The sequence below is a fragment of the Burkholderia ubonensis genome (assembly GCF_001718695.1).
Lineage (GTDB): Bacteria > Pseudomonadota > Gammaproteobacteria > Burkholderiales > Burkholderiaceae > Burkholderia > Burkholderia ubonensis_B.
Map to the genome: position 1 here is coordinate 1,276,582 of NZ_CP013420.1, position 18,168 is coordinate 1,294,749.

An 18,168-nucleotide genomic window follows, 5' to 3' on the forward strand; every position below is an offset into this window, starting at 1 on the left:
GCAGCCGCACTCGTCGGCGCTCGTTCGGACGGCAGGCCGCCAGCCTGCCGCCGCGACCGGCTTCGCGGCCATCGCGCACTAAACACTTCAGCACCCCGACGAAAATCCTTTCAAATACATAACGCACAACATTACCGTGTCGGTATTTTTAAATTGACGCCAAAAACAGCCGTTTAACGTCATTTCGAATCGCAATGCCGCGAAATATACTTCGCGCGCATCCATTCCTCGTGCCAAAGAGAGGATGCCTTTTCGCCCCGGTCACGGTCCCCCTGTGACCGGGGCTTTTTTTGCTCGAGGCCCGCCGACGCGGCCGTCGCAGCGCGCGGGCACGCCGCCCGCCTCACGCATTCTTGACATCGAATCAAGATTATTTCGTGCGCATGCGGCTTTTTTCATCAGAACAATGTGGGCACACTGCAGGCTGTCCGCGACGGCCCGCTGCCGTTGCGCAACGCTGACAGGAAGGCATCGCGTGAACCCCAACTCCACTTCTCCCTCCCGCGCGGCCCACGGCACCGCGCTGCCGCTGCTGGCGCTCGCCGCCGGCGCGTTCGGCATCGGCACGACAGAATTCGCGCCGATGGGCCTGCTGCCGGTGATCGCCGACGGCGTGCACGTGTCGATTCCGCAGGCCGGCATGCTGATCAGCGCGTATGCGATCGGCGTGATGGCCGGCGCACCGCTGATGACGCTGCTGCTCGCGCGCTGGTCGCGCCGCTCGGCGCTGATCGCGCTGATGTCGATCTTCACCCTCGGCAACCTGCTGTCGGCCGTCGCGCCGGGCTATACGACGCTGTTGCTCGCGCGGCTCGTCACGAGCCTGAACCACGGCGCGTTCTTCGGGCTCGGCTCGGTGGTCGCGGCCAGCCTGGTGCCGCGCGAGCGGCAGGCCAGCGCGGTCGCGACGATGTTCATGGGTCTGACCATCGCCAACGTCGGCGGCGTGCCGGCCGCGACCTGGCTCGGGCAGATGATCGGCTGGCGGATGTCGTTCGCGGCCACCGCGGCGCTCGGCGTGATCGCGATCGCCGGCCTGTTCGCGGCGCTGCCGAAGGGCGACGCCGGCAAGATGCCGGACCTGCGTGCGGAGCTGGCGGTGCTCACGCGTCCCGTCGTGCTCGGTGCGCTCGCGACGACGGTGCTCGGCGCCGGCGCGATGTTCACGCTCTACACGTACGTCGCGCCGACGCTCGCGCACGTGAGCGGCGCAACGCCCGCCTTCGTGACGGCGATGCTGGTGCTGATCGGCGTCGGCTTCTCGATCGGCAACATCGCCGGCGGCCGGCTCGCCGACCGCTCGCTCGACGGCACGTTGATCGGCTTCCTGGTGCTGCTGATCGCGACGATGGCCGCCTTTCCGCTGCTCGCCCGCACGCACGTCGGCGCCGCGCTCACGCTGCTGGTGTGGGGCATCGCGACGTTCGCGGTGGTGCCGCCGCTGCAGATGCGCGTGATGCGCGCGGCCCACGAAGCGCCGGGCCTCGCGTCGGCCGTCAACATCGGCGCGTTCAACCTCGGCAACGCGCTCGGCGCGGCAGCCGGCGGCGCCGCGCTGTCGGCCGGCTTCGGCTACCCGGCCGTGCCGCTCGTCGGCGCGCTGATCGCCGCGGCCGGCCTCGCGCTGGTCGCGCTGCAGCGGGCGCAACGCCGGCGCGCACCGGTTGCCGCGAATTCGTAAACGCCGCGCGATCCGCATTACGCCGGCACGCGGCGCGACAACCGGTTACCGGCGACCGGCAACGGGCGACCGGCCCGCACCGGGATGCCGATGCGCTCTTCATCGTCAGCGGCATGCGCGCGGCGGCCGCGCCCGCGACGCTCAGCGTGCAGCGGCGAACCCGCTGAAGAACGCGCGCGCGTTGGCGTCGAGGCTCTCGAGGTGATAGCCGCCTTCCTGCACGATCACCGTCGGTAATGCGAGCGCACCGAGCGCGCCGCCGAGCCGCCCGAACCCGTCGGTCGTGACGGCCACCTGCGACTGCGGGTCGTCCTTGTAGATGTCGAAGCCGAGCGCGAGCACGAGCGCATCGGGCTCGAAACGCGCGAGCGCGCGCAACGCATCGTCGAGCCGCTCGAAGAACGCCGACTCCGGCGCGCCGTGCGGCATCGGCAGGTTCAGGTTGTAGCCGTCGCCGGCCGCCGCGCCCGTCTCGTCCTCGTAACCGGCGACGACCGGGTAGAAGTTGGTCGGGTCGCCGTGGATCGACACGTACAGCACGTCGTCGCGATCGTAGAAGATCTCCTGCACGCCCTGCCCGTGATGCATGTCGGTATCGAGCACCGCCACGCGGCGATGGCGGCCGAGCAGCGCCTGCGCGGCGATCGCCGCGTTGTTCAGGTAGCAGAAGCCGCCGGCCGCGTCGCGCCGTGCATGATGACCGGGCGGACGGCACAGCGCGTACGCGTCGCGCGCGCCGTCGTTGACGTGCGCGGCCGCCGCGAGCGCACTCTGCGCCGACCAGTACGCCGCGCGCCACGTGTGCGCGCCGATCGGGCAACTGCCGTCGGCCAGATAGCGCGCGGCTTTCGCGAGTATCCCGCGCAGCGGGTTCGGGTCGCGCACGAATACGTTCGACATCACTTCGTCGCCCCAGTCGTCGGGCATCCGCTTCCAGTCGCGGTGCGCTTCCTCAAGAAAGCGCAGGTAGTTCATGTCGTGCACGGCCGCGATCGGCGCGGTGCCGCGGTCGGCCGGCTCGCACACGTCGAAGTCGAGCGCGCGCACCGCCGCGACGAGGCGCGCCGCACGCTCGGGCACCTCCTGCGGCTCGCGCATCCTGCCGCGCGACAGGTAGGTGCGCGGATGGTGCAGCAACTGTTCGGGATGGAAGAAGGTTTTCATCGTTGTCCTCGTCGGTTCGTCTCGTCACGCGTCGAACGCGGCGGCCGCCGCGTGCGTCGCGACACCGGCGCGCGCGAGCACCGCGTTGAGCAGCACGTTCGCGCCGCGCGTCACGTCGTCGGGCAGCGCGTCCTCGGCCTCGTTGTGCGACAGCCCGCCGACGCACGGAATGAACACCATCGCGGTCGGCACGCGGCGCGCGAGCACGATCGCGTCATGGCCAGCGCCGCTGACGATGCGCTCGCTCGCATAGCCGAACGCGTGCGCCGCCCGCGCGACGAGATCGACGCACGCCGCATCGAACGGCGTCGCCGGGCTGCGCCAGCACGTGTCGAGCGCCACCTGCACGTCGCGCGCCGCGGCCACGCGCGCGCACGCTTCGCGCAACGCCTGCTCGATCGCGTCGACGCACGCATCGTCGTGATGGCGCAGGTCGACGGTGAACGTCACGTCACCGGCGATCGTGTTGCGCGACGCGTGGCGGATGCCGATCTGCCCGATCGTCGCGAGCGCGCGCGGCGCGTAGCCGGCGACGATCCGCTCCAGCTCCAGCGCGATCTGCGCGCACGCGAAATACGCGTCCCGGCGATACGCCATCGGCGTCGTGCCCGCATGCGCGGCCACGCCCGTCACGCGCACATCGAGCCAGCGGATCGCCTGGCCGCCGGTGACGATGCCGATCGTCGTGCCGTTCGCCTCGAGCACCGGGCCTTGTTCGATATGCGCTTCGAAATACGCATCGACCGCGCCGCCGGGCGCGTGCGTGCCGCGATAGCCGCAGGCGTCGAGCGCGGCGCCGAGCGCGATGCCGTCGGCATCCTGCCGCGCGAGCGCGTCGTCGAGCGGCAGCGCGCCGGTGAACACGGCGGAGCCGAGCATCGCCGGAGCGAAACGCGCACCTTCCTCGTTGGTCCACGACACGATCTCGAGCGGCTTGTCGGTCGCGATGCGCGCGTCGTTCAGCGCACGTACGACTTCGAGCGCCGCGAGCACGCCGTACACGCCGTCGAAGCGCCCGCCCTCGGGCTGCGTGTCGAGATGGCTGCCGATCAGCACCGGCGCGGCCTGCGCATCGGCGCCGTCGCGCCGCGCGAACAGGTTGCCGATCGCATCGACCCGCACCGTCATCCCCGCATCGCGGCACCATTGCGCGAACAGGTCGCGCGCGCGGCGGTCGTCGTCCGTCAGCGCGAGGCGGCGCACGCCGCCGCGCGGCGTCGCGCCGATGCGCGCCATGTCGGCGAGGCTTTGCCACAGGCGATGGCCGTCGACTTCCAGCAAGTCGTTCATGTGCACTCCAATGAATTCGTTCGTCGGGGGTATCGATTTCCGCACGCTGCCGATCCCGCCGCGCACGCCCTGCGACGGTCGCGTACCGGCAGCGTTCGCCCACACGCGGCGCGGCTGATCGAAGCGTCGGGATTCAGCGCGAGCCGAGCGCCTCGGCGGCAGCCGGCCGGGACGCGCGCCGTGCGTCGAGCGCGACGATGCAGAGCAGCGAGATGCCGGCGAGGCCCGTGTAGAACACCGCGAGCGGCCACCACTGGCCGGTGAAGCGATGCGCCAGCCAGGTGCCGACGAGCGGCGTCAGGCCGCCGGCGAGCGCGCCGCACACCTGGTACGCGAGCGAGATCGCCGAATAGCGCACGTGGGCCGGAAACACGTCGCTCACGAAGCCGGCGATCACCGAATAGAAGCCGGCCATGCAGACGACCGCGAGCGCGATGCCGGCGATCAGCGACGCGGACGTGCCGCCCTGCACCAGCATGAACATCGGGTACGGCGACAGCATCGCGAGCAGCGCGGCGATCTTCAGGAACCGCGCGCTGCCGATGCGCTCGGCGAGCCACGCGGCGGCCGGCTGCGCGACGAACTGGATGATCGCGACCGCGAACAGGCTGTCGAGGATCAGCGAGCGCGACACGCCGACGTACTGCGTCGTGTACGCGATCATGAACGTGTTGGTGAAGTAGACGCCCGCGATCCCGATCGTGTTCGCGCCGATGCAGAGCAGCACGAGCCCGGACGCGGAGCGGAACACTTCGGCGACCGGCAGCTTCACCGTGCGGTTCGCCTCTTTCACGCGCGCGAATTCCGGCGACTCGTTCACGCCCAGCCGGATCACGAAGCCGACCGCCAGCAGCACCGCGCTCGCAAGGAACGGCAGGCGCCAGCCCCACGCGAGGAAGTCGGCCTTGTCCATCGACGTGACCGCGCGAAACGCGAGCATCGACAGGATCAGGCCGCTCGCGCTGCCGAGCTGCGCGAACGACGCGAAGAACGTGCGCTTGCCTTCCGGCGCGTGCTCGCCGGCGAGCAGCACCGCGCCGCCCCATTCGCCGCCGACCGCGATGCCCTGCACGACGCGCAGCGCCACCAGCAGCACCGGCGCGAGCACGCCGACCTTCGAATAGTCGGGCAGCAGCCCGACGCATACGGTCGCGACGCCCATCATCATCAAGGTCGTCATCAGCGCCGTCTTGCGGCCGACGCGGTCGCCGAGATGGCCGAACACGATGCCGCCGAGCGGACGCGCGAAGAAGCCCACGGCAAACGTCGCGAACGACGCCATCGTGCTGACGAACGGGTCGTGCGACGGGAAATAGAGCTGACCGAACACGAGCGCGGCGGCGGTCGCGTAGATATAGAAGTCGTACCACTCGATCGTCGTGCCGACGAACGCCGCGGTCGCGGCACGCGCCGGCTGACGCGCGCTAGGAAGGGACTGGCTCATGCGGGGCTCCTGACGCGCGCCGCGGCACGCGCAATATCGTGATGGCCGGCCGTCTGTCGCGGCCCCGTGCCGCCGGGTGCGGCACGCCTCCTTTATCGGCGGCCACATATCATTAGTCCAATTTCAAATTATTATTTCGCGTATAAATCTGGCTAATACCCATTCCAACGTTCCGACGTTCAGCCTGGAGCCCCGATGCGCGCCGACCTCGCCCGCTTCGTCAACGACCGCCTCGACTGGAACCTGTTGCGCACTTACCTGGTGATCATGCAGGAGCGCAGCGTGAGCCGTGCGGCCGCGCGCCTGCATGTCACGCAGCCGGCCGTCAGCCAGGCGCTGCGGCGGCTCGAGGACGCGCTCGGCCGCAAGCTGATCGAGCGGCGCGGCGCGCACTTCGCGCCGACCGCGGCAGGCGAAGCCGTGTACCGGATCGCGAGCGACATCTACGGCGGCGTGTCGCGCCTCGACACGGAGCTCGACGACAGCACCGCCGACCTCACCGGGTCGATCCGGCTATTGACGGTGAGCCGCATCGAGTCGCCCGTCTACGACGAATTCCTCGCCGAATTCCATCGCGCGTATCCGCGCATCGACCTGCAGATCGACGTGATGCGTTCGTCGGACATCCTGTCGTCGCTGCTGCAGAAGACGGCCACCGCCGGGCTCGGCCTGTGCCGCACGCCGCACGACAAGCTGCAGATGCGCTGCTTCCTGCGCCAGCGCTATGCGATCTATTGCGGCCGCCATCACCGGCTGTTCGGGCAGACGCAGTTGCGGATGGAAGACCTGCTCGCGGAGAACTTCGTGTCGTTCACCAGCGACCAGATCGGCGACAGCCTGTCGCCGCTCACCGTGTTCCGCGATCAGAAAGGCTTCACCGGACGCATCGTCGCGTCGTCGCCGAGCCTCGATGAAGTGCGGCGGCTGATCTTCGCCGGCTACGGGATCGGCTGCCTGCCCGAGCACATCGTGCGCGACGACGTCGCGCAGCAGCGCCTGTGGCGCCTGCCGCCCGACGACGGGCTGATCGACGTCGACGTATTCCTGCTGTGGCATCGCGAGCGCAGGATGAACGCGGCCGAGCAGGCGTTTCTCGACGCGATGGAGCGCTGCATGCAGCGCCATTCGCTCGCGGAACGGCTCGGCGCGTAGGCACGCGCGCACCGGGCCGTGGGTGCGGCGCCGCGCGATGCGGCGGCGCGAACGCTGCGCGGGGCGCGTGACGTCAGTGCGGAATTCCGCCGTGTTCGAGCGGCAGGATCAGATGCTCCGGGATGCTGCGCCGCGACGCGCGCGCACCGATGTAATACAGCACGGCAGGCACCAGCAGCCCGAGGATCCACGAGATGTCGGTGCCGCCCAGCGCATCGACCAGCGGGCCCGTGTAGATGTGCGTCGACATGAACGGCAGCTGCACGAGCACGCCGACCACGTAGATCGTGATCGCCATCGCGTTCCAGCGCCCGTAGCGGCCGTCCGGATCGGACAGCGCGGGCACGTCGTAGCGCGACTTCGTGAAGCAGTAGTAGTCGACGAGGTTGATCGCGCTCCACGGCGTGAAGAACGCGAGCAGGAACAGGATGAACGCGGTGAATTCCTTCAGGAACGAGTGGCGGCCCGCGAGCGCGAGCAGCGTCGACACGCAGATCATCCCGAAGATGTACGCGAGGCGGCTCTTCGACGACACCGCGCCCTTGCCGCGAAAGCCGCTGACGATCGTCGCCATCGACATGAAGCTGCCGTACGCGTTGAGCGCCGTCACGGTCACCTTGCCGAACGCGATGCTGAGGTACAGCAGCGCCGCGACGGCGCCCGTCGAGCCGAGCCCGACGATATAGGCGACCTCGTGATGCGCGAACCGGCTGCCGGCCAGCGCCGCGGCGAACACGCCGAACACCATCGCCGCCTGCGCGCCGAGCACCGACCCGAGGCCCACCGCGAGGAACGTGCGCACCGACGACGTCGAGCGCGGCAGATAGCGCGAATAGTCGGCGACGTACGGCCCGAACGCGATCTGCCACGACGCGGACAACGACATCGACAGCAGGAAGCTCGCGAGCGAGAAATGCCGGTTCGCGAGCAGCGCGCCGATGTCGTGATTCGCGAACAGCTGCGCGAACATGTACACGAACGCGACGATGCCGATCACGCTCGCGATGCGGCCGACGAAGTGGATCGCCCGATAGCCGCACACGGTCAGGCAGACGATCACGGCGGCGAACAGCAGGATGCCGGTCGCGTCGTCGACGTGCAGCAGCTGCGCGACCGCCTGCCCCGCCAGCACCGAGCCGCTCGCGGAAAAGCCGACGTACATCAGGCACACGAGCACGATCGGGATCATCGCGCCATACACGCCGAACTGCACGCGGCTCGAGATCATCTGCGGCAGGCCGAGCTGCGGCCCCTGCGCGCCGTGCAGCGCCATCACCGCGCCGCCGATCAGCTGCCCGAGCAGCAGCGCGACCAGGGACCAGAACACGTCGCCGCCGAGCACGACCGCCAGTGCGCCCGTCACGATCGCCGTGATCTGCATGTTGGCGGACAGCCAGAGCGTGAACTGGCTGAGCAGCCCGCCGTGGCGCTCGGCGTCGGGGATGAAATCGATCGAGCGCACCTCGATCAGACCGCCGGCTCTTTCGCTGGAATTCGTCGACACGGAAAATCTCCAGAATGCTGAGGATCACGGAGGGTGTCGCCGACACGATCGCCGGGTCGGGCCGCCCTGTTTCAATTTCTCGAAGTGCTTCTGCTTCTCCGGCTTCCGTCCGCCGTTCGAACGACGGGCGCCGACATTGGTCAGCGGATATTGTTGTATATACAACTAGGACGATATAGGTGATTACCCGAGGCGCTCGGTGCGGTCGGGATGGTGCGCGCACGCCGCGCGTATCAGCCTTTCCGGACCGTCAGCGATCCGTATGAAAGATGAAAGATCAAGCGCCGGCGGGCGGCGGCAGAGGCGGTTCCGGCGCGGCGTCCATCTCGTCGGCGGGCAGCAGCGCCAGCATGAGCCGCACGGCTTCGACGTCGCGCGCATGCAGCCATTCGTCGTAGTCGCCGCCGCGCAGGATCACGACGCCCCGCTTCTCGTCGCCGGGCCGGTGCATCCGCGCGAACACCGGGTGACCGTCGGCATTGACCGTCAGCATCGCCATGCCGATCACCGGCTGGCCGTCGTCGCGCGCATAGCGCCGCCAGATGCCGGCGACACAGTACGCCTGCCAGCCGGCGAGGCCGATCCGGTGCCAGACGTTGCGGCCCGTCTCATAGCACGGCTCGCAGACCCAGCGCGCCGGGATCAGGCAGCGCTGGCCGTCGCGCCATGCGTTGCCGTACAGCCGCGACGTCCCGACCGTCTCGGCGCGCGCGTTCATCGTGTCGAGCTTCTTCTGTTTCCGGCCGTCGTCGTCGACGCGCTCCGGCTGCATGAACTTCGGCCAGAAGCCGAACACCGCCTTCACGGCCGCGACGCCGTCGCCGTCGGCGCACACGATCGGCGCCGCGTAGTCCGGATACACGTCGGGCTCCCACGGATCGCGGCGAAACAGGTCGCCGATGCCGATTCGCAACTCGCTGATGCCCGGGTCTTCGCCGGGAGCACGGTAGTGGGTGCACATGGTTCGACGGACGACGGATGCGATGCTTCCATCGTAGGTCAGCCTGCATCCCGCGGCTGTGCGATTTCGGCCGGAGCGAGGCGGGCCGTGCGGCTCGAAGCGCGTCGCTCGCTGCACCGGCCGGATGAACGGCGCGTCGCGATGTCGATCCGCGATTCGACGCAGGCGGTCGTGCCGGCACGCATCGAGCGAACCGCCCCGCGCGCTCGTCGAGTCAGGCGGGGCGTTGCGGGTGCGGGCGGCCGCGCGCCGGACGGCTCAGGCCGCCTTGGTCACGCGTCCGGACGCGCGAGGTCGAAACGGCTGTCCGGCGTGACGTGCACGTAGGCGGTCGGCCCGCCCGCGCGCAGGATGATGCCCGCGCCGAACGTGTCGAAGATGCCGTCCTTCAGCAGATCGTCGCGAATGTGGACGGCGACGACTTCACCGAGCACCAGCGTGGCCGACGTCTCGCCGCCGCGGTGATCGCGCAGCGGGACCACGTCGGTGACCTTGCATTCGAAGTTGACGCCGCTTTCCGCGACGCGCGGCACGTCGACGAGACGCGACGCAATCGCGGTCAGCCCGCCGAGTTCGAATTCGTTCACGCCGTACGGCACCGCGGCGCAGGTCCGGTTCATCCGCTCGGCGAGATCGCGCGTCGCGAGGTTCCAGACGAACTCGCCGGTTTCCCGCACGTTGCGCAGGCTGTCCTTCGCCGTGGTGCTCGAAAAGCCGATGATCGGCGGATGATAGTTGAACGCGTTGAAGAAGCTGTACGGTGCGAGATTGACCGTGCCGTCGCTGCCGCGAGAGGAAATCCAGCCGATCGGGCGCGGGCCCACGATTGCGTTCAGCGGATCGTGCGGCAGGCCGTGGCCTTGCGAGGGTTCGTAATAGTGGTAGGTCGGGTGCGTCATGACGGAGCTCGGGCAGCGGACAAGGTGCGTGGAAGGCGATCGCCCGCTGCGCATGGCCGCGTGAAGCACATGCGAGCGGCGCGGCGGGCGGCGCCCAGTATCACACGAGCCTGCATTCGCTGCACCGGTTGCGGCGCCGGAGCCTGGCCGATGCAGCCGCCGGCTGCACGCCGCCCGGCTGTTTGCCGGGCGGTGTCCGCGGGTGAGCGGTCGGTCAGAAGTGATGCAGCAGCGCGACGCGCACGACGTACTGGTTCGGGCCCGACGAGATGTCGGCTGCGCCCGGAACGTACGCGTAGTCGAAGTCGGTGCCGGTGTGGGCGTTCATCGCATGCTGGTAGACGCCTTCGACGAACACCGACGTGCGCTTCGACATGTCGTAGTTGAGCTTCGTGCTCAGCTGGTGCCACTTCGGATTGAACGAGCCGACCGTCGACGACACGCGCGCCTGCGTGTACGTGTAGGCCGCGCCGAGGTACAGCGCGGGCGTGAAGTGATAGAGGCCGTTCACTTCGAAGTTGTCGAATTTCCACGCGTTCCAGCTGCCGCCGGCCGGCTGCGTCGTGCCGGTGAAGTATGCGTTGGCGGTCGGGTCGTAGACGTCGACGTGCGAGTACGTGAAGCCGATCAGCGCGTTCGCGAACGCATAGTTCACGCCGATGCCGATGTTCTGTTGCGACGACGCGTCGAACGTGTTGTCGCCGGTGATCGCGCCGTTCGAATCGCCGTTGTGTGCGTTGTTGATCTTCAGGTATGACGCGCCGACCGTCAGCCCGCCCTGCTGGTATTGCAGCGCGGCGCCGTACAGACGGTTGTTCGCAAAGCCGGGCTGGTTGCTGAACCCGTACATCGCTTCCGCGGTGATGCCGTGCCACACCGGCGACACGTACTTGACGGCGTTATTGACGCGGAACGAGTAGTCGGTGTTGTCGTTGTCGAACGGGTGCGCGAACAGATAGCCGGTCCAGTTGCCGTTGGCCGTGAGCGGCGAGAAGATGTCGACGCTCGGGTCATACTGGCGGCCGAACGTCAAGGTGCCGTAACGGTCCGACGCGATGCCGACGAACGCCTGGCGGCCGAATTCGCGGCCGCCCTGGCTCATCTTGCCGGTGTTGACGTCGAAGCCGCTCTCGAGCTGGAAGATGGCCTGATAGCCGCCGCCGAGGTCTTCGGTGCCCTTGATGCCCCAGCGGCTGCCGTAGTCGTAGCCGCTTTGCAACTGCACGGTCCCGTGGCCGCGTGCGTTGCTCGTGTAGTTGATGCCGTCCTCGATCTTGCCGTACAGCGTAACGCTGCTTTGCGCATGCGCGGCCGTGGCAAGCAATGCGGCGGGCACGATGATCCCCCAACGCTTGTTCATGATGATTTACCCCCCAAGTCATTCGTTTTCCGGTCGCTTTGCTTACGCGCTGCGAATTCGCGTCGCATCGATGCTTCCCCGCGATGCGACGGGCGCAGTGTAATGAGCCGTTTTTCCGCTGTTAGTGACCGGCGTTGCAAAGGTGCTGTGCAGAATCGAGGGTGTTTTGGGGGGAGGGAAATGGGTTAGCGGGGGGGGTTGGCGGTGCGAATGGGGGATAGCGGGTGGCGAAGTGCGTGTGCGACGATGCCAAACGATGTGCGTGGTGGGCGGGCGATGCGAGCGGCAGGAAGCGCGAAGGGCGTGCAATGGTCGCCACGGACGTGTTTTATAAGCCCGATCGTCAACACGGTCTCGCGGACGACCTGTTACCCGTCGAGTTTGAACGGCGCTACGCGCTGAGCGGCCCATCTATGAAACTCTGGCCCGTTCAGCTCGCCATCTTGCGTTCGGGCAAATTGAATCCGCCATCTGCGCGGGCTGCCCCATGCGGGCCGTGGCGTCAATCTGCGCGCGTTCCGCAATCGAGTGCCCGCTGACGAATCAGGTTGCGCGGACTGATACGGGTTACGTGACCATATTCGCACGAGCCGGTGTTTTTTCTTCAACCCTCGGCAGGTCGAATCCAGACAAACCAGCCCATGCTTTTACGCTGCATTTCGCAAGACTCGACCGGGACCCGGCATTGGGCGCGATTCGTCTCGTTGAACGGGTATATGCGACAAAAATGCGTTGTCTGCAGTACAAATGTTCGGGGCGCGCTGATCGCCGTGTCCAGCAAGGCTCCGAGGCAATCGACGTAATCGGCGGGTTTCGTTCGGTTAAGCGGTTATCATAGCGACGTCAATCGTTGGCGCGCCCGACACTGTTCAGCGCAATAGCATCAGACGGAGACATGGCGTTTTACTGTCCGGCCGGTTCATAATTTCGCGCGATGGATCATCTGCTTCCGCATTACGAACGAGAACTTTCACTACTGCGCCGATCAGTTGCAATCTTTGCAACGCGCTATCCCAAAATTGCCGTTCGCCTCGGGATTTCCGGGGACCACTCCGAGGATCCCCACGTTGAACGGATGCTGCAGTCGTTCGCTCTCCTCGCCGCGGATATAGGCAGCCGGCTCGACGACAACTATCCGGAATTCGCCGAGGCGCTCCTCGGGATGCTGTATCCCCAGTTTCTTCGAACCATTCCCGCGTGCGCAATTGCCCAGTTCGATGTCTCAGACATGTTCGACAAGCTCACTGAGCCGTCGCTTATTGCCCGCGGCACGGAACTGGCGAGCAAAACGGACGACTGCCTGTTCCGAACCGTATATGACGTAACGTTAGCTCCCGTGCGAATCTCGGCGGCGCGCTACGCGTCTGCAACCGCAGTTCCCTCCAACGTCGTGCTGCCCACCGGCACAACCGGTCTGCTCTCCATCACCTTTGAGGCTGCGCGCCCCGACTTTCGCTTCGAAGCCGTTCCAAGCCCGTTGCGCATCCATGTCAACGGCCCTCGCGAAATCGTCGGTGCGGCAATGGATACGATGACGATGCGCACGGCGGCCGCCTTCGTCGAAAACGCCGAACGTCGCTGGTCAACGCTGGCCACACCGCCGCTCGGCGCCGCCGGCGACGATCAGGCCGAGAAGCTTGTCGACGAAGACGACGGCCCGCCCGCGCTGCGGCTACTGAGCGAATATTTTGCGTTTCCGAAGAAATTCGATTTCGTTGACCTCGATCTCGCCGCGCTCGCGCATACGGCGGGCTCCAGCCAGCAGCTCACTTTGCATCTCGCCATTTGCGGCGTTCATTCAGAGTCGTGGACGGCACAGCAACTAAAAAATCTGTCGGCGGACAATCTGAAGCTCTTTTGCACGCCGATCGTCAACCTGTTTCGGCTTACGTCGCTACCACTCAAGCGGAATCCGATCACGAACACGTATCCCGTGCAATCCCAGAATACGGACGTTGCGGGTGTTGAAGTTTGGTCTGTCGACTCGGTCCGTGCCACGACGGCTAGCTCCAGAGCGAGCATCATCCATCCGTTCGTGTCGCTCATGCACGGCAGTTCCGCCAAGCCGGCCGGCCCCTATTGGATTCTCGCGCACCATAACGCGGCCTCGCCATCGGGAAAGAAGGAAACTGCGGTCAGCTTGGTCGGCCCCGACGGCCGACCGGCAACCGACACCGGAATCGAACAAATAACGGCCGACGTTACCTGTTCGAATGGCAGTTTCCCGCACACGATGCGGGCCGGCGCCGAAAATGGTGATCTGGTGAACGAGCAGGGAACGATGGTTTCACGCATCGTTATGCTGGACGCCCCGACCGAAGTCGCGCGATTGTCGAGCCAAGGCGACGCGGCTTGGCGGCTCATCACGCAGTTTGCCCCACACTCGATCGAATTGACTCGCACCGGGCTTGCCGAGCTGAAACGCCTGCTCCGCCAATTCACTGCTCATTCAGCGGGGCACGCAAAACTGCTCGATGGACTGACGAACCTGAGCCATCGGGCCAAACAACTCTGGCTTCCAGGAAAACCGATGCCGAGCTTCGTACGCGGTCTGGAAGTGACGTTGACGATCGACGAACAAGCGTTTGCGGCCATCAGCTTGAACGCGTTCATCGGCGTGATGGACCACTTCTTCGCTGTGCATGCGCCGGCGACCAGCTTTGTTCAGCTTGTCGTGATGTCGGCGAACACTGGCGGCGAAATTCGACGTTGTGCGCCACGACCAGGCACAGTCATGCTCGCCTGATTTCTCTATCACCAAACCGTGAAGATCAAGTCACTCGGTAGCGCGTGCCGCTCAGGTAAGGCTCGAAATCAGGTGACACCCGCAGGTCGCCCGGTGACCGTGCCGGGCAATCGGAACACCGTTATCCGTCATTGATTCATCGCCCTCTTCGATCAAATTCGGTTTGACGTCTGGGTGTTGGGGGCAGGTTACCTCGTCCCCCTTGCGAGCAACGAAACGGCCGTCGAAACGCATCGTCGATGAACCCGTGATCACCTTGCCGCCGTGGTCTGTATCATCACCGACGCGGATGAAATTCATCATCGTAGAATACCTTACGAACGATAGCGAAAATAGTGAATACCATATTCGAGATCCGGATTCTCCGACCTCATCTGCTTCGACGAACGCACCAGATTAATCCTACGTACGTCGCTCCAGCCGTAGCACGAGAAAATGACTTCAGCCAATTTGGCAAAGCGCTTCATCTTCAGATAAGCGCGATAAAATAAGATCCAGAATATCAATAGAGAAAAGGCACCTGCCCCGCCGAGCACTATCACGAGAGTCGTCCTGTCGATACCACCTGCATCACGTGACAGCATGAAGCACATTAGGGCGTAGATCGGCACAAAAAACCACAGCATGATCTTCATCAGCCATCGATAAAGGGCAGTCCTGCCCCTCGTCGCATGCGGGTACACCGCAACCGTATCGTCCCCGACTCTCCGGACCGAATACGCAAAGTACCGGTCACGCGGCCTCGGTTCCGCAACAATTTCAACCTCGTCACCATCTGTCATCGGCATCTTCCAGAGCCATCCCTCGATCTGCTTGCCGTCGAGTTCAAATTCCACCCAGTCAGCTTCCTCCTCGGAATTCGCCGACGATTGGACCAATCCGATCGCAAATGCCCCCATGCCGGCCAACGCAGCACCTGCGGCCGTTGCCTGCATATAAGCATGCTCGGTATCATTCAAGACAAAGTCCTGCTGACGCCGTCGGCACTTCAACCTGCTGATCGTGCCTCGCAATACCTGAACTGGGTATTCACGCTCTAAGCTCATGCCATCTCCGTCATTGCCTTATCGAAGGCTTTTTCCTGCTCTACCATATCCGCGTACTTTTCGACACTGTGATCTTTCACACGAAGAATAGCCTCTTGCCCGGTGCCAAATGCACAGCGAGAACACCACGATTCCAACTCGTTCGGGGTCAGGACATCGGCAAGCGCTTGAAGTGCAAACACCGCAATCGTCGCCTCCCACGTAATCAGCATGCTTACCACTCGGAGCGATGCAACCATTGCCACCCGCGAGGCAACAGTCTCGACCGCCATGATGACCACTCTATTCCCTGAGCGGGCAGCCAACTTCTTGAATAACGGTGCAGCAGTACTGATGGCGTCGATGACGAAGGCCGTGCCGGAGGCGACGCCCAGCAACGTTTTGGCGACCAAAACCCACATTACGTCATACTGGCCACTCTTCAGCTTTTTTTGAGTTGCCCCATAGTCCAACCACGCTGCAGCAAATGCCCCAGCTCCGGACAAAAAGCCCCCCACCATCTTCCAACTCATCGTCCGAACAGCCTTCTTCAGCGTCCCGTAGTACGGAGTCATCGTGATTGTGATGATCGACGCACTGAGCGATGCGCCCGACTTGATCAATTTGGTGGTGGTATCTTCGTCCTTGGCCTCCGACAACAGATGCCAGAAGTTCACCAGCTCACATAGCGCAGCAACCACCGCAATACGACCCAGACGAAGCTCCTTCATCGCGTTCGCATCATTGTCGGCCTTCAACTTTTCCCACACTTCATACAGCTCGGTGGTTGGGTTCGGCCCCGCCTTTGTCGACGCCACTAACACGGTTCGCGCCGTACGAAAGCGTTGCAAAATTTCGCTTCGGCTCACTTTGTCATACAGCGCCTGCTTGCGGACGAGTGCCAGCGCATCCTCGACCGGTAAGCCCGCTCGCTGGAGAAACAGCGTCTGAACAATCTTCTCCCCGACAAAATCCCCCAACTTATTGATTCGGAGTTTGTCGAAAACACGGTCACCGATAGTCATGAGCAAAACGTCACGCCCTTGCTCTTTGTACATTGCCCCCAAGTATGAGATCTTCGCCGAGTTTGTTTCGAGCGCCAACTTTGAATATTTCTTATAGTAGTCAGTCAGTTTTCCAATATACTTCACCGCCGTTACGACATATTTGACACCATCGTCCTCTAATGGCTTATCCTTGTGCTCCAGCGCGCTCGCCAGCAATTTCCCAAGTTCCTCGCGGCCTGCGGGATGATTCATGGCGACCGCTCGCCACACTATGCTTTCCTTGTCCGTCGGCTTCCAACGCCCCACCAGATCATCGAGAATCGTAAGTCCTTTGGGTGTGGACCCCAACCCGTCGATTGCCATTGCTACCGCAACCTCGAACTCGAAGCTGTCACTAAGATCGTCGCAGTAATAGTCCTCAAGCGTGTCCACAAGAAGTTTTGCCCGCAACCATTTCCCGACATCGTCGCTACGCGTTTCCTGCAATTTAAACACCGCGTCTTGCAATTTCTTGTATGGCTTGCGGAAATCCTCGATGCGCTTGCGCTGAAGTCGAGCTTCGTATCGAGACCATTCGAACTTCTGCATTCCGTCCAGATTCCGATCATGGAAGCCGGGTTGCGCTTTCGCATATTCACGCGCTTCGTTCATGATTTCGTCGCGGTACTTGCCAAGGTAAGGCGCGCTTGAACTCGCGCTGCCCGCGCGGCTAAATCGGCCAATCTGGATAAGACGCGTCTGATAGCTTCCCGGGATGTTGTTGGCAGCCATCCAGTCGAGATCGTCATAATACGCATTGACCTCCTTGGCACGCGCAGCATCGGCGCCCGCCAGTGCTCTGGTGCGTTGCGCCGCCAAACCAGCTCGGGCTGTCGCCGAGCCGAGCGGAGTCATGGCATGCGCCTCTTTCGCCATGGCCTCCTGGTTCGCGAGACTCTGTTTCGTACGCGAATCGACGATACGTTTGGCCGTGTCGATGTCATTCAGGGCCATCACTTTCATGCCGACTTCCTGCTGCGATCCGTATCGGTCGAGCCAGGACACCGGGTCGTTGCGAAAGCCGTTCAGTTCGTGAACGTTGCCGACCGCATCCCACAAAGCGAACAACATTGGGGGATAGTTCGACGGAGTAGCCCGGCCTCCACCAGAATCCGTTTGTCCAACGTGGACCATCATTTTCACAAGCGACTGGCTCGCCGACAGTGGCGATGCCTGTCGGATGTTCAAAGGATAACGCGACACCTCACGGGCAAGCAGATCTTCTCGATAGCTACCATCGTCTGCAGTAAAGCGCTCCTTGTCGTCAAACGGGCGCAACTGTTTTGCGTCTAGGCCCGGCATGTACTCGAGTACATCGTTAACTGACGACTCAGTTGCAACGACCGCGTGACCTGTCCCATCCTTTCCGGTAGCGATCCATTTTGACGGCTCGATCCATTGCATGCGTTGTTCACGCAAGTCTGCGTAAATCTCGTATTTATCGAATGTTCGTGGATGCCATGCAAGTTGCGAGAATGCGATATAGACCTTGCCCGTACAGAGTTCGGGCTGCTCGATCGCGATGACATCCATCGGTACGGCTATGGCACACAATGCACAGTTCGGATGGGTCGTCGGAACGGACGGGAGCGGTCGCGACTGCTTCCATAACCGACCGTCTTCAGTCACCTTGTACACTTCCCAGTAATTAGGACCACGTGCACCTACTTCGTAGAAAAGATAGAGCCACCCGTCGCGCAAGGTCCGCAAACCATACTGATGCTCGGAGAGGCTAACATTGGTGACACGGTCGCCGACGATGCCGGCGGGCATCTTGGCCTTGATCGTGTTGGGCAAGACTGCGTACCGCACCGGCAAGATCGGCAACCCCGTCTTCTCACAGTTGGCACATTTCTGGTTATTTGCTGCCATACGCTCTCTTCGTATCGAATTCAG

13 protein-coding genes are annotated in these 18,168 nt (G+C 64.2%); 3 read left to right on the top strand and 10 right to left on the bottom strand.

The window, feature by feature from the left end:
* Nucleotides 1–475: 475 nt before the first annotated feature.
* A complete protein-coding gene (locus WJ35_RS05715) occupies nt 476–1,681 on the top strand; it encodes an MFS transporter (RefSeq protein ID WP_014722793.1) in 1,206 nt (401 codons plus the stop codon).
* A 141-nt stretch (nt 1,682–1,822) separates the two neighbouring features.
* On the opposite strand, the gene WJ35_RS05720 is transcribed toward WJ35_RS05715, so the two are convergent.
* The 3 genes from WJ35_RS05720 to WJ35_RS05730 all read right to left on the bottom strand — a co-directional run bounded on the left by WJ35_RS05720 (nt 1,823) and on the right by WJ35_RS05730 (nt 5,579).
* Nucleotides 1,823–2,845, bottom strand: a complete 1,023-nt coding sequence (locus WJ35_RS05720; protein WP_059462917.1) for a histone deacetylase family protein — start codon at nt 2,843–2,845, stop codon at nt 1,823–1,825.
* 24 nt (nt 2,846–2,869) lie between these two features.
* The gene (locus tag WJ35_RS05725) at nt 2,870–4,135 is read right to left on the bottom strand and encodes a Zn-dependent hydrolase (RefSeq protein ID WP_069238881.1); all 1,266 of its coding nucleotides are present in this window, start codon (nt 4,133–4,135) and stop codon (nt 2,870–2,872) included.
* A 133-nt stretch (nt 4,136–4,268) separates the two neighbouring features.
* Nucleotides 4,269–5,579, bottom strand: coding sequence for an MFS transporter (locus tag WJ35_RS05730; protein ID WP_069238882.1), 1,311 nt, complete (start codon nt 5,577–5,579; stop codon nt 4,269–4,271).
* Nucleotides 5,580–5,774: 195 nt separating this feature from the next.
* Here WJ35_RS05730 and WJ35_RS05735 point away from each other — a divergent pair, with 195 nt between their 5' ends.
* Nucleotides 5,775–6,731, top strand: a complete 957-nt coding sequence (locus WJ35_RS05735) for a LysR family transcriptional regulator (protein ID WP_011884220.1) — start codon at nt 5,775–5,777, stop codon at nt 6,729–6,731.
* Nucleotides 6,732–6,804: 73 nt separating this feature from the next.
* Here the strand turns inward: WJ35_RS05735 and WJ35_RS05740 are convergent, their stop codons facing one another.
* The 4 genes from WJ35_RS05740 to WJ35_RS05755 form a co-directional block, all read right to left on the bottom strand.
* Entirely contained in the window at nt 6,805–8,235 is a 1,431-nt protein-coding gene (locus WJ35_RS05740) for a purine-cytosine permease family protein (protein WP_069238883.1), read from the bottom strand.
* A gap of 277 nt (nt 8,236–8,512) precedes the next feature.
* Complete coding sequence (locus tag WJ35_RS05745) at nt 8,513–9,196, bottom strand: SOS response-associated peptidase family protein (RefSeq protein ID WP_069238884.1); 684 nt, start codon at nt 9,194–9,196, stop codon at nt 8,513–8,515.
* A 272-nt stretch (nt 9,197–9,468) separates the two neighbouring features.
* Nucleotides 9,469–10,095, bottom strand: coding sequence for a flavin reductase family protein (locus WJ35_RS05750; protein ID WP_014722788.1), 627 nt, complete (start codon nt 10,093–10,095; stop codon nt 9,469–9,471).
* A gap of 214 nt (nt 10,096–10,309) precedes the next feature.
* Nucleotides 10,310–11,455, bottom strand: a complete 1,146-nt coding sequence (locus WJ35_RS05755) for a porin (protein ID WP_069238885.1) — start codon at nt 11,453–11,455, stop codon at nt 10,310–10,312.
* A 934-nt stretch (nt 11,456–12,389) separates the two neighbouring features.
* Here WJ35_RS05755 and tssF point away from each other — a divergent pair.
* The gene (gene tssF / locus WJ35_RS05760) at nt 12,390–14,201 is read left to right on the top strand and encodes a type VI secretion system baseplate subunit TssF (protein WP_045579288.1); all 1,812 of its coding nucleotides are present in this window, start codon (nt 12,390–12,392) and stop codon (nt 14,199–14,201) included.
* Between the two features lie 51 nt (nt 14,202–14,252).
* On the opposite strand, the gene WJ35_RS05765 is transcribed toward tssF, so the two are convergent.
* The 3 genes from WJ35_RS05765 to WJ35_RS05775 are packed head-to-tail and all read right to left on the bottom strand — an operon-like array spanning nt 14,253 to nt 18,144.
* Nucleotides 14,253–14,504 (bottom strand): PAAR domain-containing protein, encoded by a 252-nt coding sequence (locus tag WJ35_RS05765; protein WP_011884205.1) that lies wholly within the window; start codon nt 14,502–14,504, stop codon nt 14,253–14,255.
* 11 nt (nt 14,505–14,515) lie between these two features.
* A complete protein-coding gene (locus tag WJ35_RS05770; protein WP_011884203.1) occupies nt 14,516–15,247 on the bottom strand; it encodes a putative type VI secretion system effector in 732 nt (243 codons plus the stop codon).
* Nucleotides 15,244–18,144, bottom strand: coding sequence for a T6SS effector BTH_I2691 family protein (locus tag WJ35_RS05775; protein WP_014722783.1), 2,901 nt, complete (start codon nt 18,142–18,144; stop codon nt 15,244–15,246). The genes WJ35_RS05770 and WJ35_RS05775 overlap by 4 nt, the downstream gene beginning before the upstream one ends.
* Nucleotides 18,145–18,168: the final 24 nt, after the last annotated feature.